Below are 20,911 nucleotides of genomic sequence, written 5' to 3' on the forward strand. Positions count from 1 at the left end.
AGATCACTCGACGGCCTGGGCCTGCACGAAGGTCTGCTTGCCGTCCTTGCCGATCAGGACGGACACGTCCTTGGCGGTGGTGTCGCCGGTGGCCGGGTCGATCACGATCTCCTTACCGGTGGCCGACTCCTCGGCCGGGACCTTGATGCCCTCACCCTCGAAGACCGCGTCCCGCACGCCCTTCTTGGTGCCGTCCGACTTCTCGATCGCCTCGACGATCACCTGGACGGCGGCCGCACCGTAGAGCGCGTAGTTGGTGCGCGGGGCGGAACCGTACTTCTCCTGGTAGGCCTTCAGGAGCGCGGCGGCGGCGCCACCCTGCTCCTCCAGCTGCGCGGTGGCCAGACCGGTGAAGGTGGCGTAGAGCCCCTCGGACTCCTTCTGCGCGTCCAGGGCCGGGTAACCGGTCCAGCCGTCGGGGGCCATCATCTTGACGGTCTCGTTGTCGCCGAGGACCGAGACCTTGTCCTTCAGCAGCTGGCCGCCGTTGACGTCGTAGATGCCACCGACGTAGAGGCAGTCCGGGTTGGTGGCCTTGATCTTCTCGAAGAGGGCGGTGTAGTTCGTGGCCTTCTCGTCGTAGGGCTCATTGGCCACGACCTCGATCCCGACCTCCTTGGCCCGGGCCTCGAACGCCTTCGCGATGCCCTGACCGTAGGTCTGGTTGTCGTTCAGGATGTAGCACTTCTTGACCTTGAGCGTCTCGGAGGCGAAGTCGGCCGCCGCGGTGCCCTGCACGTCGTCGGTGGTGGTGACGCGGGCGAAGCTCTTCTTGCCGCTCGGCGCGTAGAGCTCCGGCTCACCCGGGTCGGCGGCCTTGGTCAGGCCCGTGTTCGTGGAGGCGTGCGAGACCTCCAGCATCGGGCCCTTGGGGTCCTGGTTCAGAACCGGGGCCAGGAGCTTGGAGCAGCCGGAGTTGTAGGCACCCATGACCGCGACCTCGTTCGCCGCGGCGACGTGCTTCTGGGCGTTGGCGGTGCAGGTGGCCGCGTCCCACTGGCCGGCCGTGGCGGTGGAGTTGTCATACTCCTTGAGCTCGATGTTGTAGTCGCCCGCCTTGTTGCCGATCGACTCCAGGTACACCTTGATCATGTTGTTGGTGTCGGTCGAGGCGTCCGCCGAGGAACCCTGCAACGGCAGCTCGCTGGCGATCACCAGGGTCTTGCCACCGCCGTCGGAGCCACTGCTGTCGCTGTCCGAGCCGCCGCCACACGCCGCGATGCCGAGCGCGGCAACCGCGACGATGGCAAATACGCGAACCGGTTTCCCCATGTCCTACCTCTTCCCCACGGCCGGAGCCGATCGCTCTGACGCTGATGGGTGGGGAAATTACCACTGCGATGTGACACGGGAAGTGCACTTGTTCTTGCGAAAGGTCAAGGCTCGGCAACGATTCCCGGGAAAACGCCACTTACGTCGGATGTCTTTTGGTCAGAACGGGTTTCGCTTGGATCCATTGTTTCGCCCATGTGTCCGGCTTGAGCTTTTGTTTGAGCTTTCCGAAACAAAGGTTTTTTACACGGATTGAAAGCCCGTACGGGCACCAGTCCAGCACAGAGCCTATTCGTAGGACGAATTCTTCTGCCCCAACGGGCGGGCAAAACAGAACGTCCCCGGGATCCGAGGATCCCGGGGACGGAGTCTGCGCCGAACGGTCGTTCGACGCGGCTGGAACCGTTTGTAACTGCGCCGGGCGGTCGTCGCCCGGGCGTGTCCCGGCGGCCGGCCGGTGGTTCACCCGGGGCCGCCCTGGGAGTTCGGCCGGACCGCCGACCACACGTTCGGCCGAGCCAGGGGCCCGGGGCCGGGGAGCAACCGGCTGGTTCAGCCGTCGGTGCCGGACGCGATGACCGCGGAGGCCACGTCCTTCATGGTGAGCCGCTTGTCCATCGAGGTCTTCTGGATCCAGCGGAACGCCTCGGGCTCGCTCAGGCCGTACTTGGTCTGCAGCAGGCCCTTGGCCCGGTCGACGAGCTTGCGGGTGTCGAAGCGCTCGGCCAGGTCGGCGACCTCGGCCTCGAGGGCGGCCAGCTCGGAGTGCCGGCTCGCGGCAATCTCCAGGGCGGGCACCAGGTCGGCGGCCGTGAAGGGCTTGACCACGTAGGCCATGGCGCCCGCGTCACGGGCCCGCTCGACCAGCTCGCGCTGGGAGAAGGCGGTCAGCAGCACGACCGGCGCGATGCGGGCGCCGACGATGCGCTCGGCCGCGGAGATGCCGTCGAGAACGGGCATCTTGATGTCCATCACGACGATGTCGGGCTTGTGCTCGGTCGCGAGCTGCACGGCCTCTTCACCGTTGCCGGCCTCGGCGACGACGTTGAAACCGTTCTCGCGGAGCATCTCGACGATGTCGAGCCGGATGAGCGCCTCGTCCTCGGCGACGAGAACCGTGCGCTCCTTGGAGGCGGCCGGCGCGGGGACGTCGGACGGGCTGGGTTCGGGCACGAGGAGGCCGGACCCGTCCGGGGTGGATGCAGTGGATGAGTCGCCAGCAGTCATACCGCTCAGGGTAGCTATCCGGAGGCACTCACGAGCAAGCAGGTCGGCAGCTGTCGGGCATGGTCAGCGTCACGTCGGCGGCCCGTCCCGTCCCCGGTCAGCGGTGGGAGAGCGGGGAACCAGCTGCGTCGCCGGGCCCGGCATCCATTAGGCTCACCCCTGCGGCTCAACGAGGGGGCTTTCGTCCCCGCGCTCAGCCACGCGCCGGGTTGGTGGAACGGCAGACACAGAGCACTCAAAATGCTCCGTCCGAAAGGGCGTGCGGGTTCGAGTCCCGCACCCGGCACCACACCGCGAAGGGCCCGCTCCCCGTCACCGGGAAGCGGGCCCTTACGCGTGGTTCAGCCCTTCGCCGGGCGGCGGTAGGCCGGGGCCACACCGTTCACGGCGTCACCGATGCGGTGCACGCGCATGGCGTTGAGCGAGCCCGGGATGCCCGGAGGGGCACCCGCCACGATGACGACCAGGTCGCCCTCGTTGCACTTGCCGGACTTCATCAGCTCCTGGTCGACCTGCATCACCATCTCGTCGGTGTGCTCGACCACGTCGGTCAGGTAGGTCTCCACACCCCAGACCAGCGTGAGCTGGGCGCGCACGTCGGCGTCGGGGGTGAAGGCCAGCAGCGGGATCGCCGAGCGCAGACGCGCCATGCGGCGGGCGCTGTCACCGGACTGGGTGAACGTGACCAGGTACTTCACGCCCAGCAGGCGGCCGGCGGTGGCGGCGGCCAGGGTCACGGCGCCACCGGTGGTGGACGGCTGCGTGCCCAGCGGCGGGATCCGCTCCAGACCGTGGTCTTCGGTGCTGGTGATGATGCGGCCCATCGTCTGCACGGCCTCGAGCGCGTAGTTGCCCACGCTGGTCTCGCCGGACAGCATGACCGCGTCGGCACCGTCGAGGACGGCGTTGGCGCAGTCGGACACCTCGGCCCGGGTCGGGCGCGGCATGTCGATCATCGACTCGAGCACCTGGGTGGCCACGATGACCGGCTTGGCCAGGCGGCGGGCCAGGGACACGGCCTGCTTCTGCACGATCGGCACGTCTTCGAGCGGCAGCTCGACGCCGAGGTCACCACGGGCGACCATGATCGCGTCGGCGGCCCGGACGATCTCGTCGAGGTTGTCGATGGCCTGCGGCTTCTCGATCTTGGCGATGACGGGGAGCTTGACGCCCTCGTCGGCCATGATCCGGCGGACGTCCTCGATGTCCGAGGCCCGCTGCACGAACGACAGGGCGATCATGTCGGCGCGGAGCTTGAGGGCCCAGCGCAGGTCGGCCTTGTCCTTCTCGGACAGGGCCGGGACGCTGACCAGCGTCCCGGGCAGGTTGATGCCCTTGTTGTTCGAGGCCTTACCGCCGACCTCGACGGTCAGGACGACGTCGTTGCCCTTGACCTCCTTGACGCGGAGCGTGAGCTTGCCGTCGTCGATGAGGACGACGTCACCGGGGTTCACGTCCCCGGGGAGGCCCTTGTAGGTGGTGGAGCACCGGTTCACGTCACCCTGGATGTCATCCGTGGTGATGGTGAACTCGGCCCCGTTGACCAGTTCGACCGGACCGTCGGCGAACCGGCCGAGGCGGATCTTCGGTCCCTGGAGATCGACCATGACTCCGACCGCTCGGCCCGAGGCCTTCGCGGCAGCCCTGATCTCTGAGTACATCTTCTCGTGGTCCGCATACGAGCCGTGGCTGAGGTTCAGCCGGGCGATGTCCATCCCGGCGTCGACGAACTCAGGCAAGCGGCCAAGCGTAGACGGGCCCATGGTGCAAACCATTTTGGCGCGGCGCATGTCACAGAGCTTAGCCGGGCGCACGGCACTGCATTCAGGCACCGGTCGGCCTCTTGCCGATGTCGCAAAGACCTTCATCCCCTGGTCATCCGGCCGTGGTCAGGGCGAGCCGGTTCACGGGCGGTCAATGGTGGACGATCTGCGCACCCCGGGCGGCGTGGTCGCCGTGCGGTGGGTGGCCAGGGCCGGTGCGGTGGGCCGCCGCTCGCACATCGCGAAAGGTTGACCGGTTGACCAATCTCACACGAGATTTTCACCCTCCCACCACCCCGGGCGGGCCGACGGCGCCCGGCGACCACAACGTCCACCATCGACCGCTCGGAAAGGCCCGCAAACGCGCGAACCCCGGCCCCCACGAAGGGGGCCGGGGAACAGGCACACCGGATCAGACGGTGAGAGGCCTCGCGGTCGGCGGGATCGCCGTCGGGAGGGTGGTGGACCCGGACAGCCAGGTGTCGACCGACGCGGCGCACGAACGCCCCTCGGCGATCGCCCAGACGATCAGCGACTGCCCCCGGCCCGCGTCTCCGGCGACGAACACGCCCGGAACGCTGGTCATGTACGAGTTGTCGCGCGCGACGTTGCCCCGCGGGTCGAGATCGACGCCGAGCTGCTCGACCAGCCCCGGCTTCTCCGGGCCGGTGAAACCCATCGCCAGCAGCACCAGCTGCGCCGGGATCTCCCGCTCGGACCCCTCGACCGGCGTGAACCGGCCGTCCTTGAACTCCACCTCGACCAGGCGCAGCGCCCGCACGTGGCCGTTCTCGTCGCTGAGGAACTCCTGCGTGCTGATCGCGTAGACCCGCTCGCCACCCTCCTCGTGCGCCGAGGCGACCTTGTAGATCATCGGGTAGGTCGGCCAGGGCTGACCGGCCGGACGCTCGTCGGACGGACGCGGCATGATCTCCAGCGACGTCACCGAACGCGCACCCTGACGCAGCGCCGTACCCAGGCAGTCGGCGCCCGTGTCACCGCCACCGATGACCACGACGTCGAGACCGTCGGCGTGGATCTGACCCTCGACGTGCTCGCCGAGCGCCACCCGGTTGGCCTGGGGCAGGTACTCCATGGCCTGGTGGATCCCGCCGAGTTCCCGCCCGGGCGTGGGCAGGTCGCGCGGCGTGGTGGAACCGACGGCCAGCACCACCGCGTCGTAACGGTCACGCAGCTGCTGCCCGGTGATCTGGGTGCCCACGTTCACGCCGGCGCGGAAGCGGGTGCCCTCGGCCTCCATCTGCGCCAGACGGCGGTCGATGGTGGCCTTCTCCATCTTGAACTCGGGGATGCCGTAACGCAGCAGCCCACCGATCTTGTCGGCCCGCTCGTACACCGCGACCGTGTGCCCGGCCCGGGTCAGCTGCTGGGCCGCGGCCAGACCCGAGGGCCCGGAACCGATCACGGCGACCGTCTTGCCGGTCAGGCGCTCGGGCGGCAGCGGCTGCACCCACCCGTTCTCGAACGCCTTGTCGATCGTGGTGACCTCGACCTGCTTGATCGTGACGGCGGGCTGGTTGATGCCCAGCACGCAGGCCGACTCGCACGGCGCCGGGCACAGCTTGCCGGTGAACTCCGGGAAGTTGTTCGTGGCGTGCAGCCGCTCGATCGCCTCGTGCCAGTCGTCGCGCCAGACCAGGTCGTTCCACTCCGGGATCAGGTTCCCGAGCGGACAGCCGTTGTGACAGAACGGGATACCGCAGTCCATGCAGCGACCGGCCTGACGCTGCAACTGCCCCCGGTCGGTGGCCTCGTAGACCTCTTTCCAGTCCATCAGGCGCAGCGGCACCGGACGGCGGGTGGGCAGTTCACGCTCGCGGTTGTTGAGGAAACCCCTCGGGTCAGCCACGGGATGCCTCCATGATTCGCGACCAGACCTCGTCGGAGTCGAGGTCGAGGCCTTCAGCCTGTGCTTGGGAACGGACCGACATGACCGCGGCGTAGGCGCGCGGCAGGACCCGGGTGAAGCGCGGGAGCGCCGCGTCCCAGTCCTGCAGCAGACGCCAGGCGACGGCCGACTCGGTCTCGTCACGGTGCTTCTGCACCAGCGCGCGCAGTCTCTCGGCGTCCTCGCCCTGGACCGGCAGCAGGTCGACCAGCTCGGTGTTGACCCGGTTGTGGCGCAGGTCGAGCACGAACGCCTCACCGCCGGACATGCCGGCCGCGAAGTTGCGCCCGACCCGGCCGAGCACGACCACCACACCACCGGTCATGTACTCGCAGCCGTGGTCGCCCACGCCCTCGGACACGACCGTGGCACCGGAGTTACGCACGCAGAAGCGCTCGCCGACCTGGCCCCGCAGGAACATCTCGCCGCTGGTGGCGCCGAAGCCGATGACGTTGCCGGCCACGATGTTCTGCTCGGCCGAGTAGCTGGCCGAGGTGTCGGGACGGACCACGATGCGGCCACCGGACAGGCCCTTGCCGACGTAGTCGTTGCCGTCGCCGAGCAGGCGCAGCGTGACGCCGCGGGGCAGGAACGCGCCGAACGACTGCCCGCCGGAACCGGTGAGCGTGATGTCGATCGTGTCGTCGGCCAGACCGTGCTCGCCGAAGCGCTTGGTCACCTCGTGGCCGAGCATGGTGCCGACCGTGCGGTTGACGTTGCGCACCGGCACCTCGAACTTCACCGGCTCGGAACGCTCCAGGGCGTCACCGGCCAGCGAGATCAGGGTGTGGTCGAGCGCCTTCTCGAGCCCGTGGTCCTGCACCGTGGTGCGGCGGCGGGACGGGCCGTAGGGAGCCTGCGGCGACGCCAGCAGCGGGCTGATGTCGAGACCCGAGGCCTTCCAGTGGTCGACGGCCTTGGCGGTGTCGAGGACCTCGACCTCACCGATCGCCTCGTCGAGCGAGCGGAAGCCCAGGGAGGCCAGCAGCTCGCGCACCTCCTCGGCGATGTACTCGAAGAAGGTCTCGACGAACTCCGGCTTGCCGCTGAAACGCTCACGCAGCTCGGGGTTCTGGGTGGCGATGCCGACCGGGCAGGTGTCGAGGTGGCACACCCGCATGAGGATGCAGCCCGACACCACGAGCGGCGCGGTGGCGAAGCCGTACTCCTCGGCGCCGAGCAGCGCCGCGATGACCACGTCGCGCCCGGTCTTCATCTGGCCGTCGGCCTGCACCACGATGCGGTCGCGCAGCCCGTTGAGCACCAGCGTCTGCTGGGTCTCGGCGAGGCCGAGCTCCCAGGGCGCGCCGGCGTGCTTGAGGCTGGTGAGCGGCGCGGCGCCGGTGCCGCCGTCGTGGCCCGAGATGAGCACGACGTCGGCGTGGGCCTTGCTGACACCCGCCGCGACCGTGCCGACCCCGACCTCGGCCACCAGCTTCACGTGCACGCGGGCGGAGGGGTTGGAGTTCTTCAGGTCGTGGATCAGCTGGGCGAGGTCTTCGATCGAGTAGATGTCGTGGTGCGGCGGCGGGGAGATCAGGCCGACGCCCGGCGTGGAGTGCCGGGTGCGGGCCACCCACGGATACACCTTCTCGCCCGGGAGCTGGCCGCCCTCACCGGGTTTCGCACCCTGGGCCATCTTGATCTGGATGTCATCGGCGTGCGTCAGGTACATGCTGGTGACGCCGAACCGGCCGGAGGCGACCTGCTTGATCGAGCTGCGCCGGGTCGGGTCGAGCAGACGCTCGACGTCCTCGCCGCCCTCACCGGTGTTCGACTTGCCGCCGATCCGGTTCATCGCGACGGCCAGCGTCTGGTGCGCCTCCATCGAGATCGAGCCGTACGACATGGCACCGGTGGAGAACCGCTTGATGATCTCCGAGGCGGGCTCCACCTCGTCGAGCGGGACACTCTTCCGGTCGGACTTGAACGAGAACAGCCCGCGCAGCGTCATCAGGCGCTCGGCCTGCTGGTCGATGCGGGAGGTGTAGTCCTTGAAGATGTCGAAACGCCGGTTGCGGGTGGCGTGCTGGAGGCGGAAGACCGTGTCCGGGTTGAACAGGTGCTCCTCGCCGTCACGCCGCCACTGGTACTCGCCACCGGTGGGAAGCCGCTTGTGCAGCGGGCTCTGGCCGTCGGCCGGGTAGGCCATCGCGTGCCGGGCCGCGTTCTCGGAGGCCACCACGTCGAGCCCGATACCGCCGAGCTGCGAGGTGACACCGGTGAAGTACGCGTCGACGAGCTCCTGCGACAGGCCGATCGCCTCGAAAACCTGCGCGCCGCGGTAGGAGGCGACCGTGGAGATGCCCATCTTGGACATCACCTTCAGCACGCCCTTGCCCAGGCCCTTGATCACGTTCTGGACGGCCTTCTCCGGCGTGACGCCGGTGATGATGCCGTTGCGCACCAGGTCTTCGGCGCTCTCCATGGCCAGGTACGGGTTGACCAGCGCGGCGCCGAAACCGATGAGCAGCGCGACGTGGTGCACCTCCCGCACGTCACCGGCCTCGACCACGAGACCGACCTGGGTACGGGTCTTCTCGCGGATCATGTGGTGGTGCACGGCGCTGGTCAGCAGCAGCGACGGGATCGGGGCGAGGTCGGCCGTGGAGTCACGGTCGGACAGCACGATGAACCGCGCGCCGGCCGCGACCATGGCCGAGGCCTCGGCACAGATCTCGGTGAGCCGCTCGGCCAGGGCCTCGCCGCCGCCGTCGACCCGGTACAGGCCGCTGATGCGCCCCGTGGCGTAGCCGGGCAGGTCACCGTCGTCGTTGACGTGCACGATCTTGGCCAGCGCGTCGTTGTCGATCACCGGCGAGGGCAGCACCAGCTTGCGGCAGTGCGCCGGGCTGGCCGAGAGCAGGTTGCGCTCCGGGCCGATCGTGGTGACCATCGCGGTGACCAGCTCTTCGCGGATCGCGTCGAGCGGCGGGTTGGTGACCTGGGCGAAAAGCTGGGTGAAGTAGTCGAACAGCAGCCGCGGGCGCTTGGACAGCACGGCGACCGGGGTGTCGGTGCCCATCGAGCCCAGCGGCTCGGCACCGCTGCCGGCCAGCGGCTTGATGATGAGCTTCAGTTCTTCTTCGGTGAAGCCGAAGGTCTGCTGACGACGGGTGACCGACTTGTGCGTGTGCACGATGTGCTCACGCTCGGGCAGGTCCTGCAGGTGGATCCGGCCCGCGTGCAGCCACTCGTCGTAGGGGTGCTGACCGGCGAGGGCGGTCTTGATCTCCTCGTCGTCGACGATACGGCCGTGCTCGGTGTCGACCAGGAACATCTTGCCCGGCTGGACGCGGCCCTTGCGGACGACGGTGGCGGGGTCGAGCTCGAGCACGCCGGCCTCGGAGGCCAGCACGACCAGACCGTCGTCGGTGACCCAGTAACGCCCGGGGCGCAGGCCGTTACGGTCGAGGACGGCGCCGATCAGGGTGCCGTCGGTGAAGCAGACGTTGGCCGGGCCGTCCCACGGCTCCATGAACATGGAGTGGAACTCGTAGAAGGCGCGACGGGCCGGGTCCATCTCGGCGTGGTTCTCCCACGCCTCGGGGATCATCATCAGCACCGCGTGCGGCAGCGAACGGCCACCCAGGTGGATCAGCTCGAGCACCTCGTCGAACGAGGCGGTGTCACTGCCCTCGGGGTCGCAGATCGGGAAGAGCTGCTCGAGGTCGCCCGGGATGACGTCGCTGACCAGGGTGCTCTCGCGGGCGCGCATCCAGTTGCGGTTGCCCTTGACGGTGTTGATCTCACCGTTGTGGGCCATCATCCGGAACGGGTGCGCCAGCGGCCACGACGGGAACGTGTTCGTGGAGAAGCGGGAGTGCACGATGCCCAGCTCGGACGCGTAGCGCCGGTCGGACAGGTCGGGGAAGAAGGGCTCGAGCTGGCCGGTGGTCAGCATGCCCTTGTAGACGATCGTGCGGCACGACAGCGACGGGAAGTACACGCCCGCCTGGATCTCGGCGCGCTTGCGCAGCCGGAAGGCGCGGCGCTCGAGGGCCATGCCGACCACGCGGCCCGGGGTGGAGGCCACGAAGATCTGCCGGAACACCGGCTGGCAGGCCGCGGCGGTGGCGCCGACCAGACCCGGGGTGACCGGGACGTCGCGCCAGGCCAGGACGGCCAGCCCCTCCTCGGCCGCGATCCGCTCGATCTGCTGCTCGGCCTGCGCCCGCTCGGAGTCGTCCTGCGGGAGGAAGGCCGTGCCGACCGCGTAGCTGCCCGGCGGCGGGAGCTGGACCCCGGCCTGCTCGTTCAGGACCTCACGGAAGAACGCGTCGGGAACCTGGGTGATGATGCCGGCGCCGTCGCCGGTGTCGACCTCGGCGCCGACGGCACCCCGGTGGTCCAGGTTACGCAGGGCCGTCAGGGCCAGTTCGACGATGTCGTGCCCGGGCTCGCCGCGCATCGTGGCCACGAAAGCCACACCGCACGCGTCGTGCTCGTGCTGTCCGTCGTACAGACCCGTGGGTTCGGGCCTGGCGGAGAACCGCCGATAGGGGGAGACCATGATCTGCACCTCGTGGTCGCTGGGGCTCAAAGCGGGGTAACGACCCGGTGCCATGTCGATGATCACCACTCTGAAGGCCTAGCGAGGCGCACAGATGATCCGCGCAGGGGGACGCCTATGGCCCTCGGGTTGTCGACACTGTAACGGGTCGGTACGACATTTCGAAACCTTTGTGAAACCTACGACTTCGCCGGATTTCCTGGCCCATCATGCCGCATTCACCTGGGGTGATGTCGTGCTGGGAGGAGCTGTGACGATCGACCTCGTTTCACGGCTGTTTCGCCGTAAGACATTCGGTGCGGACGCGTTCCCCCGCGAAAAGAATCCGGTCTAGTCGCCCGATTCCCGTGCCGCGGTCCTGGCCTCCTCGCCGGCGCCCTTGCCGGCCGGATCCGCCCCGTCCTTGTCCTTCTCGGCGTCCGCACCCGGCTTCTCGACCGAGTCGGGCTCGGTCGCAGCCCCGTCCACGGGCCCGCCCTCGGGAAGCGGGGTCCGGTACAGGGTGGTCTCCCGGCCGGGCCGCAGCCGGGACGAGACGACGAAGTAGGTGAGGCTGCCGGCGAACAGGAGGATCGCGGTCCACACGTTCAGTCTCAGACCTAGGATGTGGTTCGCCTCGTCGATGCGCAAGGTCTCGATGTATCCGCGTCCGATGCAGTACGTCATCACGTAGAGCGCGAACACCCGGCCGTGGCCCAGCTTGAAGCGGCGGTCGGCCCAGATGATGAAGAGCGCGGCGAGCACGTTCCAGACGCACTCGTACAGGAACGTCGCCTCGAAGTAGCCCTTCACCACCGGATCGCCCGCGGCGTTGCGGATGGCCTGACCGGTCGAGCTGTCCCACTCGTAGATCTTCAGCGCCAGCGGGTTGCTCTCGTCGAGCGCCTTGCCGTAGAGCTCGTTGTTGAACCAGTTGCCCCAGCGCCCGAACGCCTGCGCGAACAGGATCCCGGGGGCCAGCGCGTCGGCGAACGGCGGCAGCAGGATGCCCCGGCGGCGGCAGGCGATCCAGGCGCCCACCCCGCCCAGGAAGATCGCGCCCCAGATGCCGAGGCCGCCCTCCCAGATGTAGAGGGCGCGCACCGGGTCGCCGTTCTCGCCGAAGTACTGCTGCGGCGAGGTGACGACGTGGTAGAGCCGACCGCCCATCACCCCGAAAGGCACTGCCCAGGTGGCGATGTCGAGCACCACCGTGGGGTCACCGCCGCGCGCGGCCCAGCGCTTCTGGGCCACCCAGATCGCCAGGCCGATGCCGATCAGGATGCAGAGCGCGTAACCCCGCAGCGGCAGCGGCCCGAGGTGCCAGACCCCTTGCGTGGGACTCGGGATCGCCGCCAGCACAGTCCCGTTCATCGGACGGGCCCTCCAGTCCTTGGAATTCAGTTACGGCCGGCGCGGACGCCCTCGGCCAGTTTCGAGGACAGCTCGGCCACGGCACGCACGCCCGCGGCCGACGACGGGGCGTCGGCCAGGGCCCGCACGAATGCCGACCCCACGATCACCCCGTCGGCGAAACCGGCCACCTGCGAGGCCTGTTCGGCGTTGGAGACGCCCAGGCCCACGCACAGCGGCAGGTCGGTGACCGCGCGGGTGCGGCGGACCAGCACCTCGGCGGCGTCGTTCACGGTGGTGCGCACGCCGGTGACGCCCATGGTGGAGGCCACGTAGACGAAGCCCCGGCAGGCGGCCGCGGTCATCGCCAGCCGCCCGTCGGTGGAACTGGGAGCGACCAGGAAGACCCGGTCGAGGCCGTGCTCGTCGGAGGCGGCGACCCAGTCGGCGGCCTCCTCCGGGATCAGGTCGGGCGTGATCAGGCCCGCTCCCCCGGCGTTCGCCAGGTCGGCGGCCAGCTTCGGCACGCCGTAGCGGTCGACCAGGTTCCAGTACGACATCAGCAGCGCCGGGGCGCCGGCCTTGGCCACCGCCTCGGCGGCCACGATCGCGTCGCGCGGGCGGGCGCCGGCGACGAGCGACGACTCCACCGCGTGCTGGATGACCGGGCCGTCCATCAGCGGGTCGCTGTAGGGCACGCCGACCTCGACGATGTCGACGCCGTTCTCGACCATGGCCACCATGGCGGCGATCGAGGTGTCGTGATCGGGGAAACCGACCGGGAGATAACCGATCAGGGCGGCGCGGCCCTCCGCCTTGGCCTGGGCCAGCACCGGGGAAACGCTGCTCACTTCTCGTCCTTCTTCAGCTCGTCGGCGGCCACGACCCGCTCGGCCTCGGAGGCGATCAGGTCGGGTGTGGAGACCAGCCCGAACCAGCGGGCGGCGGTGTCCACGTCCTTGTCGCCGCGGCCGGACAGGTTCACCAGCACGATGCCGTCCGGCCCGAGCCGCCGGCCCTCGCGCAGGGCCCCGGCCAGGGCGTGCGAGCTCTCGATCGCCGGGATGATGCCCTCGGTGCGGCAGAGCAGCTGGAAGGCCTCCATCGCGTCGGCGTCGGTGACCGGCTCGTAGCGGGCCCGGCCGGACTCGGCCAGCCACGCGTGCTCCGGGCCGACGCCCGGGTAGTCGAGACCGGCCGAGATCGAGTGACTCTCGATGGTCTGGCCGTCGTCGTCCTGCAGGATGAAGGTGCGGTTGCCGTGGAGCACGCCCGCCGCGCCACCGGTGATCGAGCTGGCGTGACGGCCCGTCTCGACGCCGTCGCCGCCGGCCTCGAGGCCGAGCAGCTCGACCGAGGGGTCGTCGAGGAAGGCGTGGAAGATGCCGATGGCGTTCGAGCCGCCGCCGACGCAGGCGGTGACCACGTCGGGCAGGCGGCCGGTGAGGGCCAGGACCTGCTCGCGGGCCTCCTCGCCGATGATCTTGTGGAACTCGCGCACCATGGTCGGGAACGGGTGCGGGCCCGCGACCGTGCCGAGCAGGTAGTGGGTGGTGTCGACGTTCGTCACCCAGTCGCGCATGGCCTCGTTGATCGCGTCCTTGAGAGTGCGCGAGCCGGCCGTCACCGGGATCACCTCGGCGCCGAGAAGGCGCATGCGGGCGACGTTCAGGGCCTGGCGCCGGGTGTCTTCCTCGCCCATGTAGACCACGCACTCGAGGCCCATCAGCGCGGCCGCGGTGGCCGTGGCCACGCCGTGCTGACCGGCGCCGGTCTCGGCGATCACGCGCTTCTTGCCCATGCGCCGGGTGAGCAGCGCCTGGCCGAGCACGTTGTTGATCTTGTGCGAACCGGTGTGGTTCAGGTCCTCGCGCTTGAGCAGCACCCGGGCGCCGCCGGCGTGCTTCGCGAACCGGGGCGCCTCGGTGAGGATGCTCGGGCGGCCCGAGTAGGTGCGGTGCAGCTCGTCGAGCTCGGCGATGAACGCCGGGTCGACGGCGGCCGCGCCGAACGCGGCGTCGAGCTCGTCCAGGGCGGCCACGAGGGCCTCCGGCACGAAACGGCCACCGAAACGGCCGAAGTACGGGCCGACGGCGTCACGCAGCCGGGCGGAGGTGTCTGTCATCGCTTCAGTTCTGCTCGGCGTCGGTTCGGATGGTGCGGCGTGCACGTTCTTCGAGCTCTGCGGTTCCGGTGCTGCGAGTTCCAGGCCCACGGGCCCGCGGGTTCCAGGCCTGCGGGCCCGGGGTTTCGGGCCTGCGGGCCCGGGGTTTCGGGCCTGCGGGCCCGGGGTTTCGGGGGCTGCGGTTCAGCCCCGCCCGGCCCGCAGCGCCGGGTGGGAGCCGGCCGCGACCAGGTCGGCGACGGCACCGCGGGGGTTGTTGCCGATCACCAGGCTCTCACCCACCAGCACCGCGTGGGCGCCCGAGCGGGCATAGTCGAGCACGTCGTGCGGGCCGCGGACCCCGGACTCGGCGATCCGCACGATGCCCGAGGGGATGGTGGGGGCCAGGCGCGCGAAGGTGTTGCGGTCGACCTCGAGCGTCTTGAGGTTGCGGGCGTTGACCCCGATCACCGTGGCGCCGGCGTCGACCGCGCGCTTGACCTCTTCCTCGTCGTGCACCTCGACCAGGGGGGTCATGCCGACCGACTGCACCCGCTCGATCAGCGAGACCAGGGCCTCCTGCTCGAGCGCGGCCACGATCAGCAGGATGGCGTCGGCACCGGTGGCCCGGGCCTCCCACACCTGGTAGCTGGTGAACACGAAGTCCTTGCGCAGCACCGGTACGTCGACCGCCGCGCGCACGTTGGCGAGGTCTTCGAGGCTGCCCCCGAAGCGGTGCTTCTCGGTGAGGACGCTGATGACGGAGGCGCCACCGGACTCGTACTCACCGGCCAGGCCCGCCGGGTCGCTGATCTCGGCCAGGGAACCCTTGCTCGGGCTCGACCGTTTCACCTCAGCGATCACCTTGACGGTGTCGCCGTGCCGCAGCACCGACTCGGCCGGCTTCGCCGAGGGCAGCTGAGCGGCCCGTTCCTGCAGCTTCTCCAGGGGGGTGACCGCCTGGCGTTCCGCCAGGTCAGCTTTGACCCCGACGAGGATCTCATCGAGCACAGTCACACAAGGCTCCTCGTCAAATCGCTCGTCACGCGGTGGTGTCAACCCGTCGATGGTACCGATTCCCAGAGGGTGCTCCGGTCCCTACCGTCTGCTGCGACCCCCTGGTCACGTCTGCTATGGGGCTCGCAGCAGGTTCGTGACGGGCTCACGGTGCCAGGTACTCCAGCCCCGGCAGATTGCGCAGTACCGCGAAAAGAATAAGGCCGAACAACAGGGCCGGAGGTCCCCAGACCCGGATACCCGCACGTAGGCGCCCCTTCGGGTCGGGTCCGGGCGTGTCGTTCCGTGACGTTGCGGCCGGGTCGGCCGAAGACGTCGCGGCTGTTCTCAGGGTGCTTGCGGACGTGCTGGTCGCCCGGGTGCCCGCCGCCCCTCGGGCACGCAGGAACCACCGGAACCACAGGCCCACCACGACCGGCACCGCGAGGGTGACCACGAGGTTCGAGGACAGGGCGCCCGCCACGTCGGCGCGGGTGAGGTCGTGCACGGCCCGCAGACCGCCGCAGCCGGGGCAGAAGAAGCCGGTCAGGGCCAGGATCGGGCAGCCCGGGTAGTGGCCGGGACGGTTCGGGTCGACGGCGGCCAGGTAGCCGACGGCGCCCGCTGCGGCGGCGGCGACGGCCAGTGGGCGCACCAGGGCCCGGCCCTGGTCACTCACGGTCCGCCGCCGGCGCCGGTCGCGATGCGGGGAGACTGCTCGTGGAACGGCCTCAGACCTTGATGACGACGGTCTTGGCGACCATGTCGTGCCAGCCCTGGTTGCGGCCGCTGGAGTCGAAGAACGGCGAGATGTAGACCACGAACTGGCCGATGCCGCAGGCCAGGCCACCGACGGTGGGGATCAGCCAGCGCAGCAGCGACGGGACCCAGCCGGGGAGCTGGCCGTCTTCGATGCGCACGACGCGCACGCCCAGCACCATCTTGCCGACCGTGGCGCCCTTCAGCGCGATCATCACGATCTGGTAGACGAGCGGGATGATGAACGCCAGCGCGTAGAAGCCCAGCAGGCCGGCCGCGAGGCCTTCGCCGCCGGTCGTGGTCACCGTGCCGTCGGCGTCGGTGGTGGTGGTGATGTCGCCGTTCATCAGCGGGAGGCCGAGCAGGAGCACGGCCAGGATGCCGAGCACGACGCTGAGGATCAGGCCGTCGATGAGCTGCGCGCTCAGACGGCGGCCCATGCTCGCGAACTCGACGTTGGCGGGGATGTTGCTGCCCGGCTGCCCCAGCGGCGAGCCGTAGGTGCTCTGCCCCGGCTGGCCGTAGGGGTTGGAGCCGTAGCCCTGCCCGTACTGCGGCTGGGCGCCGTACTGACCCGGCTGACCGTAGGGCTGACCCTGCTGGCCGTACTGCGGCTGCTGGCCGGGCTGGCCGTAGGTCGGCTGCTGACCGGGCTGGCCGTAGGTCGGCTGCGGGCCCGACTGACCCGGCTGACCGTACGGCGGCTGGCCGTACTGGCCCGGCTGGTTCTGGCCCGGCTGGTTCTGGCCCGGCTGGTTCTGGCCCGGCTGGTTCTGGCCCGGCTGGTTCTGGCCCGGCGCGCCGTACTCCGGCTGGCCGTACTGGCCCGGCTGGCCCGGGTTCTGCTGGCCGTACTGCGGCGGCTGCTGCCCGTAGGACGGCGGGTTCTGGCCTCCGCGCTGCTCCGGGTTGCCGGATTCGCCGTTCTCGGGGTCGCGCGGCGGATTCGATCCGTACTCGGACATGGTCACCTCATGGTCGCTGCGGGCCGGGTGGCCCAGGTCGAATCGCAGGTTACCGGCCAGTGATCACCACCTGCGCACCGAACGCCCGGATCGGGACAGAAGCCACACCGGCCGGGCCCCTCACCGGAACTCCTCCCCGGCCAACGTGTTCCGTGGACCAGGGGTGCCCGGTGCGGGCCAGGTGCGGCGACCTTGTTATCCGGACGTGATCTCCGGCGATCCGTGACCTGGTGACTCAGTGACGCTGGGCGCCGAAGCCCATCGCCCCGAGGACCTTGCCGGCCGCCGGGCCCACCACACAGGCGATGACCATGCCGGTGATGAACAGCCACAGGTAGTCGGTGAAGCCGATGCCCACCGCGATGCTCGCGAGCAGCGCGCCGACCAGGACGATCACGACCGCGACCCACGCGGCGACGGAGTGCCCGTGCCCGTACGGGTCGTGGAAGTCCTGCTCCGCAGGCTTCGGGTGCTGTTCCTTGGTGCCGGCCATTGCGTCCCCTTTCAGATGGCCCACATTCTGTCAGCTCAAATCAGCTCGGGCCGGGAGGGACGATATCGGGTCGCCGGTGACGTCCTGCGCTGTACCCCGTTCGGGCCAGGGGATGTCGGTCACGCCGGCCAGGACATCAGTCCTTCGTGCCGCCCTCGTCCGCCGGTTCCTCGTCCGTCGTCAGGTCCTCGCCGCGGTTCTGCGCGTCCCACACGTCCGCCGAACTCGACCATCCACCGACCGCCGCACCCGACGCGTCCGCCGTTGTGCCGCCCCTGGCCCCCCGGACCCCGGCACCGGACCGGACGCCCTCGCCCGGCCCCGAACCGGTGGCGGCCCCCTCACGTTCGAACCGGCGCCCGCTGACCGCCCAGGCCCGGCTGCCGAGCACCCCGAGCAGACCGGCCAGTGCGATCACCACCGCACCGACGACGTAGATCCAGCCCCAGGCGTTCGTGCTGACCTCGAGGTCGAAGCCACCGGCCAGGTCACCACCCAGGCTGAGGGTGTCGCGCAGCGCGTCGGCGGCGGCCTGGTCGGGATCGTTGAGCGTGCCGACGCCGCTGACGGCGAGCGCCACCCCGGCCACCAGCACCCCGAACGGGATCAGGAAACGCACCACGCGCCCGGCGATGGTGAGCACGAGCGACGCGGCGGCCACGGCGATCGCGACGGCGGCCCCGGCCGGGGCGGCGGTGCCCCCGGTGATGTCGATGTCGCCGAACGAGGCCAGGCTCGCCACCCGCACACTGCCCCAGGGACGCGAGACACCGAGCATGATCAGCCCGGCGCCGAGCAGCCCGAGCAGCACCACGGTGCGCCGGCCGGTCAAGGTCGCGGTGCTCACCGTGGCCCGTCCGCCGCCTCGACCCGCTGCATGGTCGCGGCCACGTGCACCGCGCGCAGGACGGCCGCCGCCTTGTTGCGGCACTCCTCGTCCTCCTTCTCGGCCACCGAGTCCGCGACGATGCCCGCGCCGGCCTGCACGTGGGCGACCCCCTCACGCAGCAGCGCGGTGCGGATGGCGATGGCGAAGTCCATGTCACCGGCCACGTCGAGGTAGCCGACGACGCCGCCGTAGATCCCGCGGGTGACCGGCTCGAGCTCGTCGATCAGCTGCATGGCCCGGGGTTTCGGGGCCCCGGACAGGGTGCCGGCGGGGAAGGTCGCGCGCAGCACGTCGTAGGCGCTGCGGCCGGGGGCGAGCTGCCCCTCGACGGTCGAGACCAGGTGCATGACGTGGCTGTAGCGCTCGACCTCCATGAAGTCGACGACCTCGACCGTGCCCGCGGTGCAGACCTTTCCGAGGTCGTTGCGGGCCAGGTCGACGAGCATCAGGTGCTCGGCGCGCTCCTTGGTGTCGGCGAGCAGTTCCTCGGCCAGGTCGTTGTCCTCGCCGGCGGTGGCCCCGCGCGGGCGGGTGCCGGCGATCGGGTGCGTGATCGCCCGGCCGCCGGTGACCTTGACCAGGGCCTCCGGGCTGGAACCGACCACCGCCAGCTCGCGGCCGACGGCGTCCTCGGTGCGGTAGAGGTACATGTACGGGCTGGGGTTGGACGCGCGCAGCACCCGGTAGACCTCGACCGCGTCGGCCGGGCAGTCCAGGTCGAAGCGCTGCGAGAGCACCACCTGGAAGACCTCGCCGTCGACGATGGCGCGCTTGCCGGCGGCCACCGCGTCGAGGTACGCCTCACGCCGGGTGCGCTCGCGGGGCTGGACCTTCTTCGGGGCCCGGGCGTGCGTGGCGACGGTGCTGGGGGCGGGCTCGGCCAGCTGGGCCGTCATCCGGTCGAGGCGGGCGACGGCGTCGGCCCAGGCCTCGTCGACGCGCTCGTCGGTGCCGTCGTAGTTGACGGCGTTGGCGATGAGCAGCAGCGAGCCGTCGGTGTGGTCGAGCACGGCCAGGTCGGTGGCCAGGCTCATGGCCAGCTCCGGCACCTCGAGCTCGTCGAGCGGCGGGTGCGGCAGCTTCTCCCAGCGGCGCACGGCCTCCCAGCCCACGTAGCCGACCATGCCGCCGGTGAGCGGGGGCAGGCCGGGCAGGCGGGGGGCGCGCAGGGCCTCGACGGTGTCGCGCAGCGCGGCCAGCGGGTCTCCCCCGGTGGGGACGCCGGCGGGCGGGTCACCGATCCAGTGGGCCACGCCGTCGCGGGTGGTCAGGGTGGCGCGACTGGCGGCGCCGACGATGCTCCAGCGCGACCAGACGCCGCCGTGCTCGGCCGACTCCAGCAGGAACGTGCCGGAGCGGTCACCGGCGAGCTTGCGGTAGACGCCGATCGGGGTCTCGCCGTCGGCCAGGAACTTGCGCACCACCGGGATCACCCGGCGGTCGGCGGCCAGGCGCCGGAAACCCTCGACGCTGGGCCAGGTCTCGCCGAAGCCGAGGTCGGTGGGGGTGTCGTTCTCGATGGTGGACGCGGTGGTCGGGGTGGTCACGCGCGGGTCTCCTCAGGCTGCTCGGGGGTGAGCACGGGGCCGGTGACGACGTCGAGGCGGTCGGCGTCGAAGCAGGTGCGGTCACCGGTGTGGCAGGCGGCGCCGACCTGGTCGACGGTGACCAGCAGCGCGTCGCCGTCACAGTCCAGGGCCACGGACTTCACCCACTGCACGTGGCCGGAGGTGTCGCCCTTGCGCCAGTACTCCTGCCGGCTGCGGCTCCAGAACGTGACGCGGCCGCTGGTGGTCGTGCGGTGCAGGGCCTCGTCGTCCATCCAGCCGACCATGAGCACCTCGCGGGTGTCCCACTGCTGGACGACGGCGCAGACCAGGCCGTCGGCGGTGCGGCGCAGCCGCGCGGCGAGAGGGTCGGCCAGAGGAGAGTTCACCGGGTTCTGGGGAGTCGCGCTCACGCGGTCATCCTGTCACCGTCGGCGCCCCGGCCGCGCCACCGCCCCTGACCGGCACCTGACCGGCATCCGAGCCGCCCCGGCGGGGAGGCGCACCGGGACGGGGTCCCGGCCATCACAGCTTCTTCACATTCCGTCAGCGTGCGCGAACCCGTGCGTTCACTGAATGATGGGCCGATGCCCACACTGCTCCACATCGGTGCCCCGAAGACCGGGACGACGGCCGTCCAGGCGTCCCTGGAGGATCTCAAGCACCGCACCGCCGGTGGCCTGGAGACTTTCGGCCTGAGCGTGCCGGGCACCCCGATGGACCAGGCCCGCGGCGCCCTCGCCGTGCTCGGGCAGGGCACCGGCTGGAACGCGGGTGACCGCCCGGTGAAGGACCGGCACTGGCAGCGGCTGCTGGCGCAGGTCGAGGAGGCACCCGGGCTGCGGTTCGTCTCCAGCGAGTACCTGTGCGAGGCACAGCACTCCACGGCCCAGCGGATCGTGCACGACCTGGGCGGGCCGGGCGAGGTGCGGGTGGTGCTGACCCTGCGGCCGCTGACCCGGATCATGCCCTCGGCCTGGCAGCAGTACCTCAAGAGCGGTCATCAGCTGCCCTACGAGAAGTGGTGCCGGGCGATGCTGTCGTCACCGCCGAAGAAGGGGGTGACGCCGTCGTTCTGGCGCCGTCACGACCAGGGGCGGTGCTGCGCCGGTGGGCCGCGGCGGTCGTCCCGAGAACGAGAC

General features: G+C 70.4%; 15 protein-coding genes, 1 tRNA gene and 1 pseudogene. 2 read left to right on the top strand and 15 right to left on the bottom strand.

Annotation, left to right across the window (positions count from 1 at the left end; translation table 11 throughout):
* Positions 1–3: 3 nt before the first annotated feature.
* Entirely contained in the window at positions 4–1,272 is a 1,269-nt protein-coding gene (locus tag J2S57_RS35170) for a branched-chain amino acid ABC transporter substrate-binding protein (protein WP_307250945.1), read from the bottom strand.
* Positions 1,273–1,824: 552 nt separating this feature from the next.
* On the bottom strand, positions 1,825–2,499 hold the full coding sequence (locus J2S57_RS35175) for an ANTAR domain-containing response regulator (RefSeq protein ID WP_307250947.1): 675 nt from the start codon (positions 2,497–2,499) through the stop codon (positions 1,825–1,827).
* Positions 2,500–2,702: 203 nt separating this feature from the next.
* Here J2S57_RS35175 and J2S57_RS35180 point away from each other — a divergent pair.
* A tRNA-Leu gene (locus J2S57_RS35180) sits at positions 2,703–2,788 on the top strand.
* Between the two features lie 52 nt (positions 2,789–2,840).
* Here the strand turns inward: J2S57_RS35180 and pyk are convergent.
* The 13 genes from pyk to hisI all read right to left on the bottom strand — a co-directional run bounded on the left by pyk (position 2,841) and on the right by hisI (position 20,182).
* A complete protein-coding gene (pyk, locus tag J2S57_RS35185) occupies positions 2,841–4,289 on the bottom strand; it encodes a pyruvate kinase (protein WP_307250949.1) in 1,449 nt (482 codons plus the stop codon).
* Between the two features lie 385 nt (positions 4,290–4,674).
* Complete coding sequence (locus J2S57_RS35190; protein ID WP_307250951.1) at positions 4,675–6,132, bottom strand: glutamate synthase subunit beta; 1,458 nt, start codon at positions 6,130–6,132, stop codon at positions 4,675–4,677.
* Positions 6,125–10,684, bottom strand: coding sequence for a glutamate synthase large subunit (gene gltB, locus J2S57_RS35195; RefSeq protein ID WP_307250953.1), 4,560 nt, complete (start codon positions 10,682–10,684; stop codon positions 6,125–6,127). The genes J2S57_RS35190 and gltB overlap by 8 nt, the downstream gene beginning before the upstream one ends.
* Positions 10,685–11,014: 330 nt before the next feature.
* Positions 11,015–12,037: a prolipoprotein diacylglyceryl transferase gene (lgt, locus tag J2S57_RS35200; RefSeq protein WP_307250955.1), complete on the bottom strand. Its 1,023-nt coding sequence runs from the start codon at positions 12,035–12,037 to the stop codon at positions 11,015–11,017.
* Positions 12,038–12,063: 26 nt separating this feature from the next.
* Entirely contained in the window at positions 12,064–12,867 is an 804-nt protein-coding gene (gene trpA / locus J2S57_RS35205; protein WP_307250958.1) for a tryptophan synthase subunit alpha, read from the bottom strand.
* Entirely contained in the window at positions 12,864–14,141 is a 1,278-nt protein-coding gene (gene trpB, locus J2S57_RS35210) for a tryptophan synthase subunit beta (protein ID WP_307250960.1), read from the bottom strand. Before trpB ends, trpA begins: the two co-directional genes overlap by 4 nt.
* Before the next feature lie 183 nt (positions 14,142–14,324).
* Positions 14,325–15,137 carry an indole-3-glycerol phosphate synthase TrpC gene (trpC, locus tag J2S57_RS35215; protein WP_307250962.1) on the bottom strand — a complete coding sequence of 271 codons (813 nt, stop codon included), beginning with the start codon at positions 15,135–15,137 and terminating at the stop codon, positions 14,325–14,327.
* A gap of 145 nt (positions 15,138–15,282) precedes the next feature.
* Positions 15,283–15,795 (bottom strand): DUF2752 domain-containing protein, encoded by a 513-nt coding sequence (locus tag J2S57_RS35220; RefSeq protein WP_307250964.1) that lies wholly within the window; start codon positions 15,793–15,795, stop codon positions 15,283–15,285.
* Positions 15,796–15,847: 52 nt separating this feature from the next.
* Positions 15,848–16,840 carry an RDD family protein gene (locus tag J2S57_RS35225; protein WP_307250966.1) on the bottom strand — a complete coding sequence of 331 codons (993 nt, stop codon included), beginning with the start codon at positions 16,838–16,840 and terminating at the stop codon, positions 15,848–15,850.
* 235 nt (positions 16,841–17,075) lie between these two features.
* Positions 17,076–17,333 carry an HGxxPAAW family protein gene (locus J2S57_RS35230; RefSeq protein WP_307250968.1) on the bottom strand — a complete coding sequence of 86 codons (258 nt, stop codon included), beginning with the start codon at positions 17,331–17,333 and terminating at the stop codon, positions 17,076–17,078.
* A gap of 136 nt (positions 17,334–17,469) precedes the next feature.
* Positions 17,470–18,180 carry a Trp biosynthesis-associated membrane protein gene (locus J2S57_RS35235; protein WP_307250970.1) on the bottom strand — a complete coding sequence of 237 codons (711 nt, stop codon included), beginning with the start codon at positions 18,178–18,180 and terminating at the stop codon, positions 17,470–17,472.
* Positions 18,177–19,769 carry an anthranilate synthase component I gene (locus J2S57_RS35240; RefSeq protein WP_307250972.1) on the bottom strand — a complete coding sequence of 531 codons (1,593 nt, stop codon included), beginning with the start codon at positions 19,767–19,769 and terminating at the stop codon, positions 18,177–18,179. Before J2S57_RS35240 ends, J2S57_RS35235 begins: the two co-directional genes overlap by 4 nt.
* A complete protein-coding gene (gene hisI, locus J2S57_RS35245) occupies positions 19,766–20,182 on the bottom strand; it encodes a phosphoribosyl-AMP cyclohydrolase (protein ID WP_307250974.1) in 417 nt (138 codons plus the stop codon). The genes J2S57_RS35240 and hisI overlap by 4 nt, the downstream gene beginning before the upstream one ends.
* A gap of 174 nt (positions 20,183–20,356) precedes the next feature.
* Between hisI and J2S57_RS35250 the strand changes: the two are divergent.
* Positions 20,357–20,911, top strand: a pseudogene (locus tag J2S57_RS35250) (hypothetical protein); the annotation flags it as partial.

This window comes from Kineosporia succinea (genome assembly GCF_030811555.1).
Taxonomy (GTDB): domain Bacteria; phylum Actinomycetota; class Actinomycetes; order Actinomycetales; family Kineosporiaceae; genus Kineosporia; species Kineosporia succinea.

Bases quoted from the DNA above. Each gene is read 5' to 3' on its own strand.
- lgt (WP_307250955.1), bottom strand. From the start codon at position 12,037: ATGAACGGGACTGTGCTGGCGGCGATCCCGAGTCCCACGCAAGGGGTC.
- trpB (WP_307250960.1), bottom strand. From the start codon at position 14,141: ATGACAGACACCTCCGCCCGGCTGCGTGACGCCGTCGGCCCGTACTTC.
- J2S57_RS35170 (WP_307250945.1), bottom strand. From the start codon at position 1,272: ATGGGGAAACCGGTTCGCGTATTTGCCATCGTCGCGGTTGCCGCGCTC.
- J2S57_RS35225 (WP_307250966.1), bottom strand. From the start codon at position 16,840: ATGTCCGAGTACGGATCGAATCCGCCGCGCGACCCCGAGAACGGCGAA.
- J2S57_RS35230 (WP_307250968.1), bottom strand. From the start codon at position 17,333: ATGGCCGGCACCAAGGAACAGCACCCGAAGCCTGCGGAGCAGGACTTC.
- gltB (WP_307250953.1), bottom strand. From the start codon at position 10,684: ATGGTCTCCCCCTATCGGCGGTTCTCCGCCAGGCCCGAACCCACGGGT.
- pyk (WP_307250949.1), bottom strand. From the start codon at position 4,289: ATGCGCCGCGCCAAAATGGTTTGCACCATGGGCCCGTCTACGCTTGGC.
- J2S57_RS35175 (WP_307250947.1), bottom strand. From the start codon at position 2,499: ATGACTGCTGGCGACTCATCCACTGCATCCACCCCGGACGGGTCCGGC.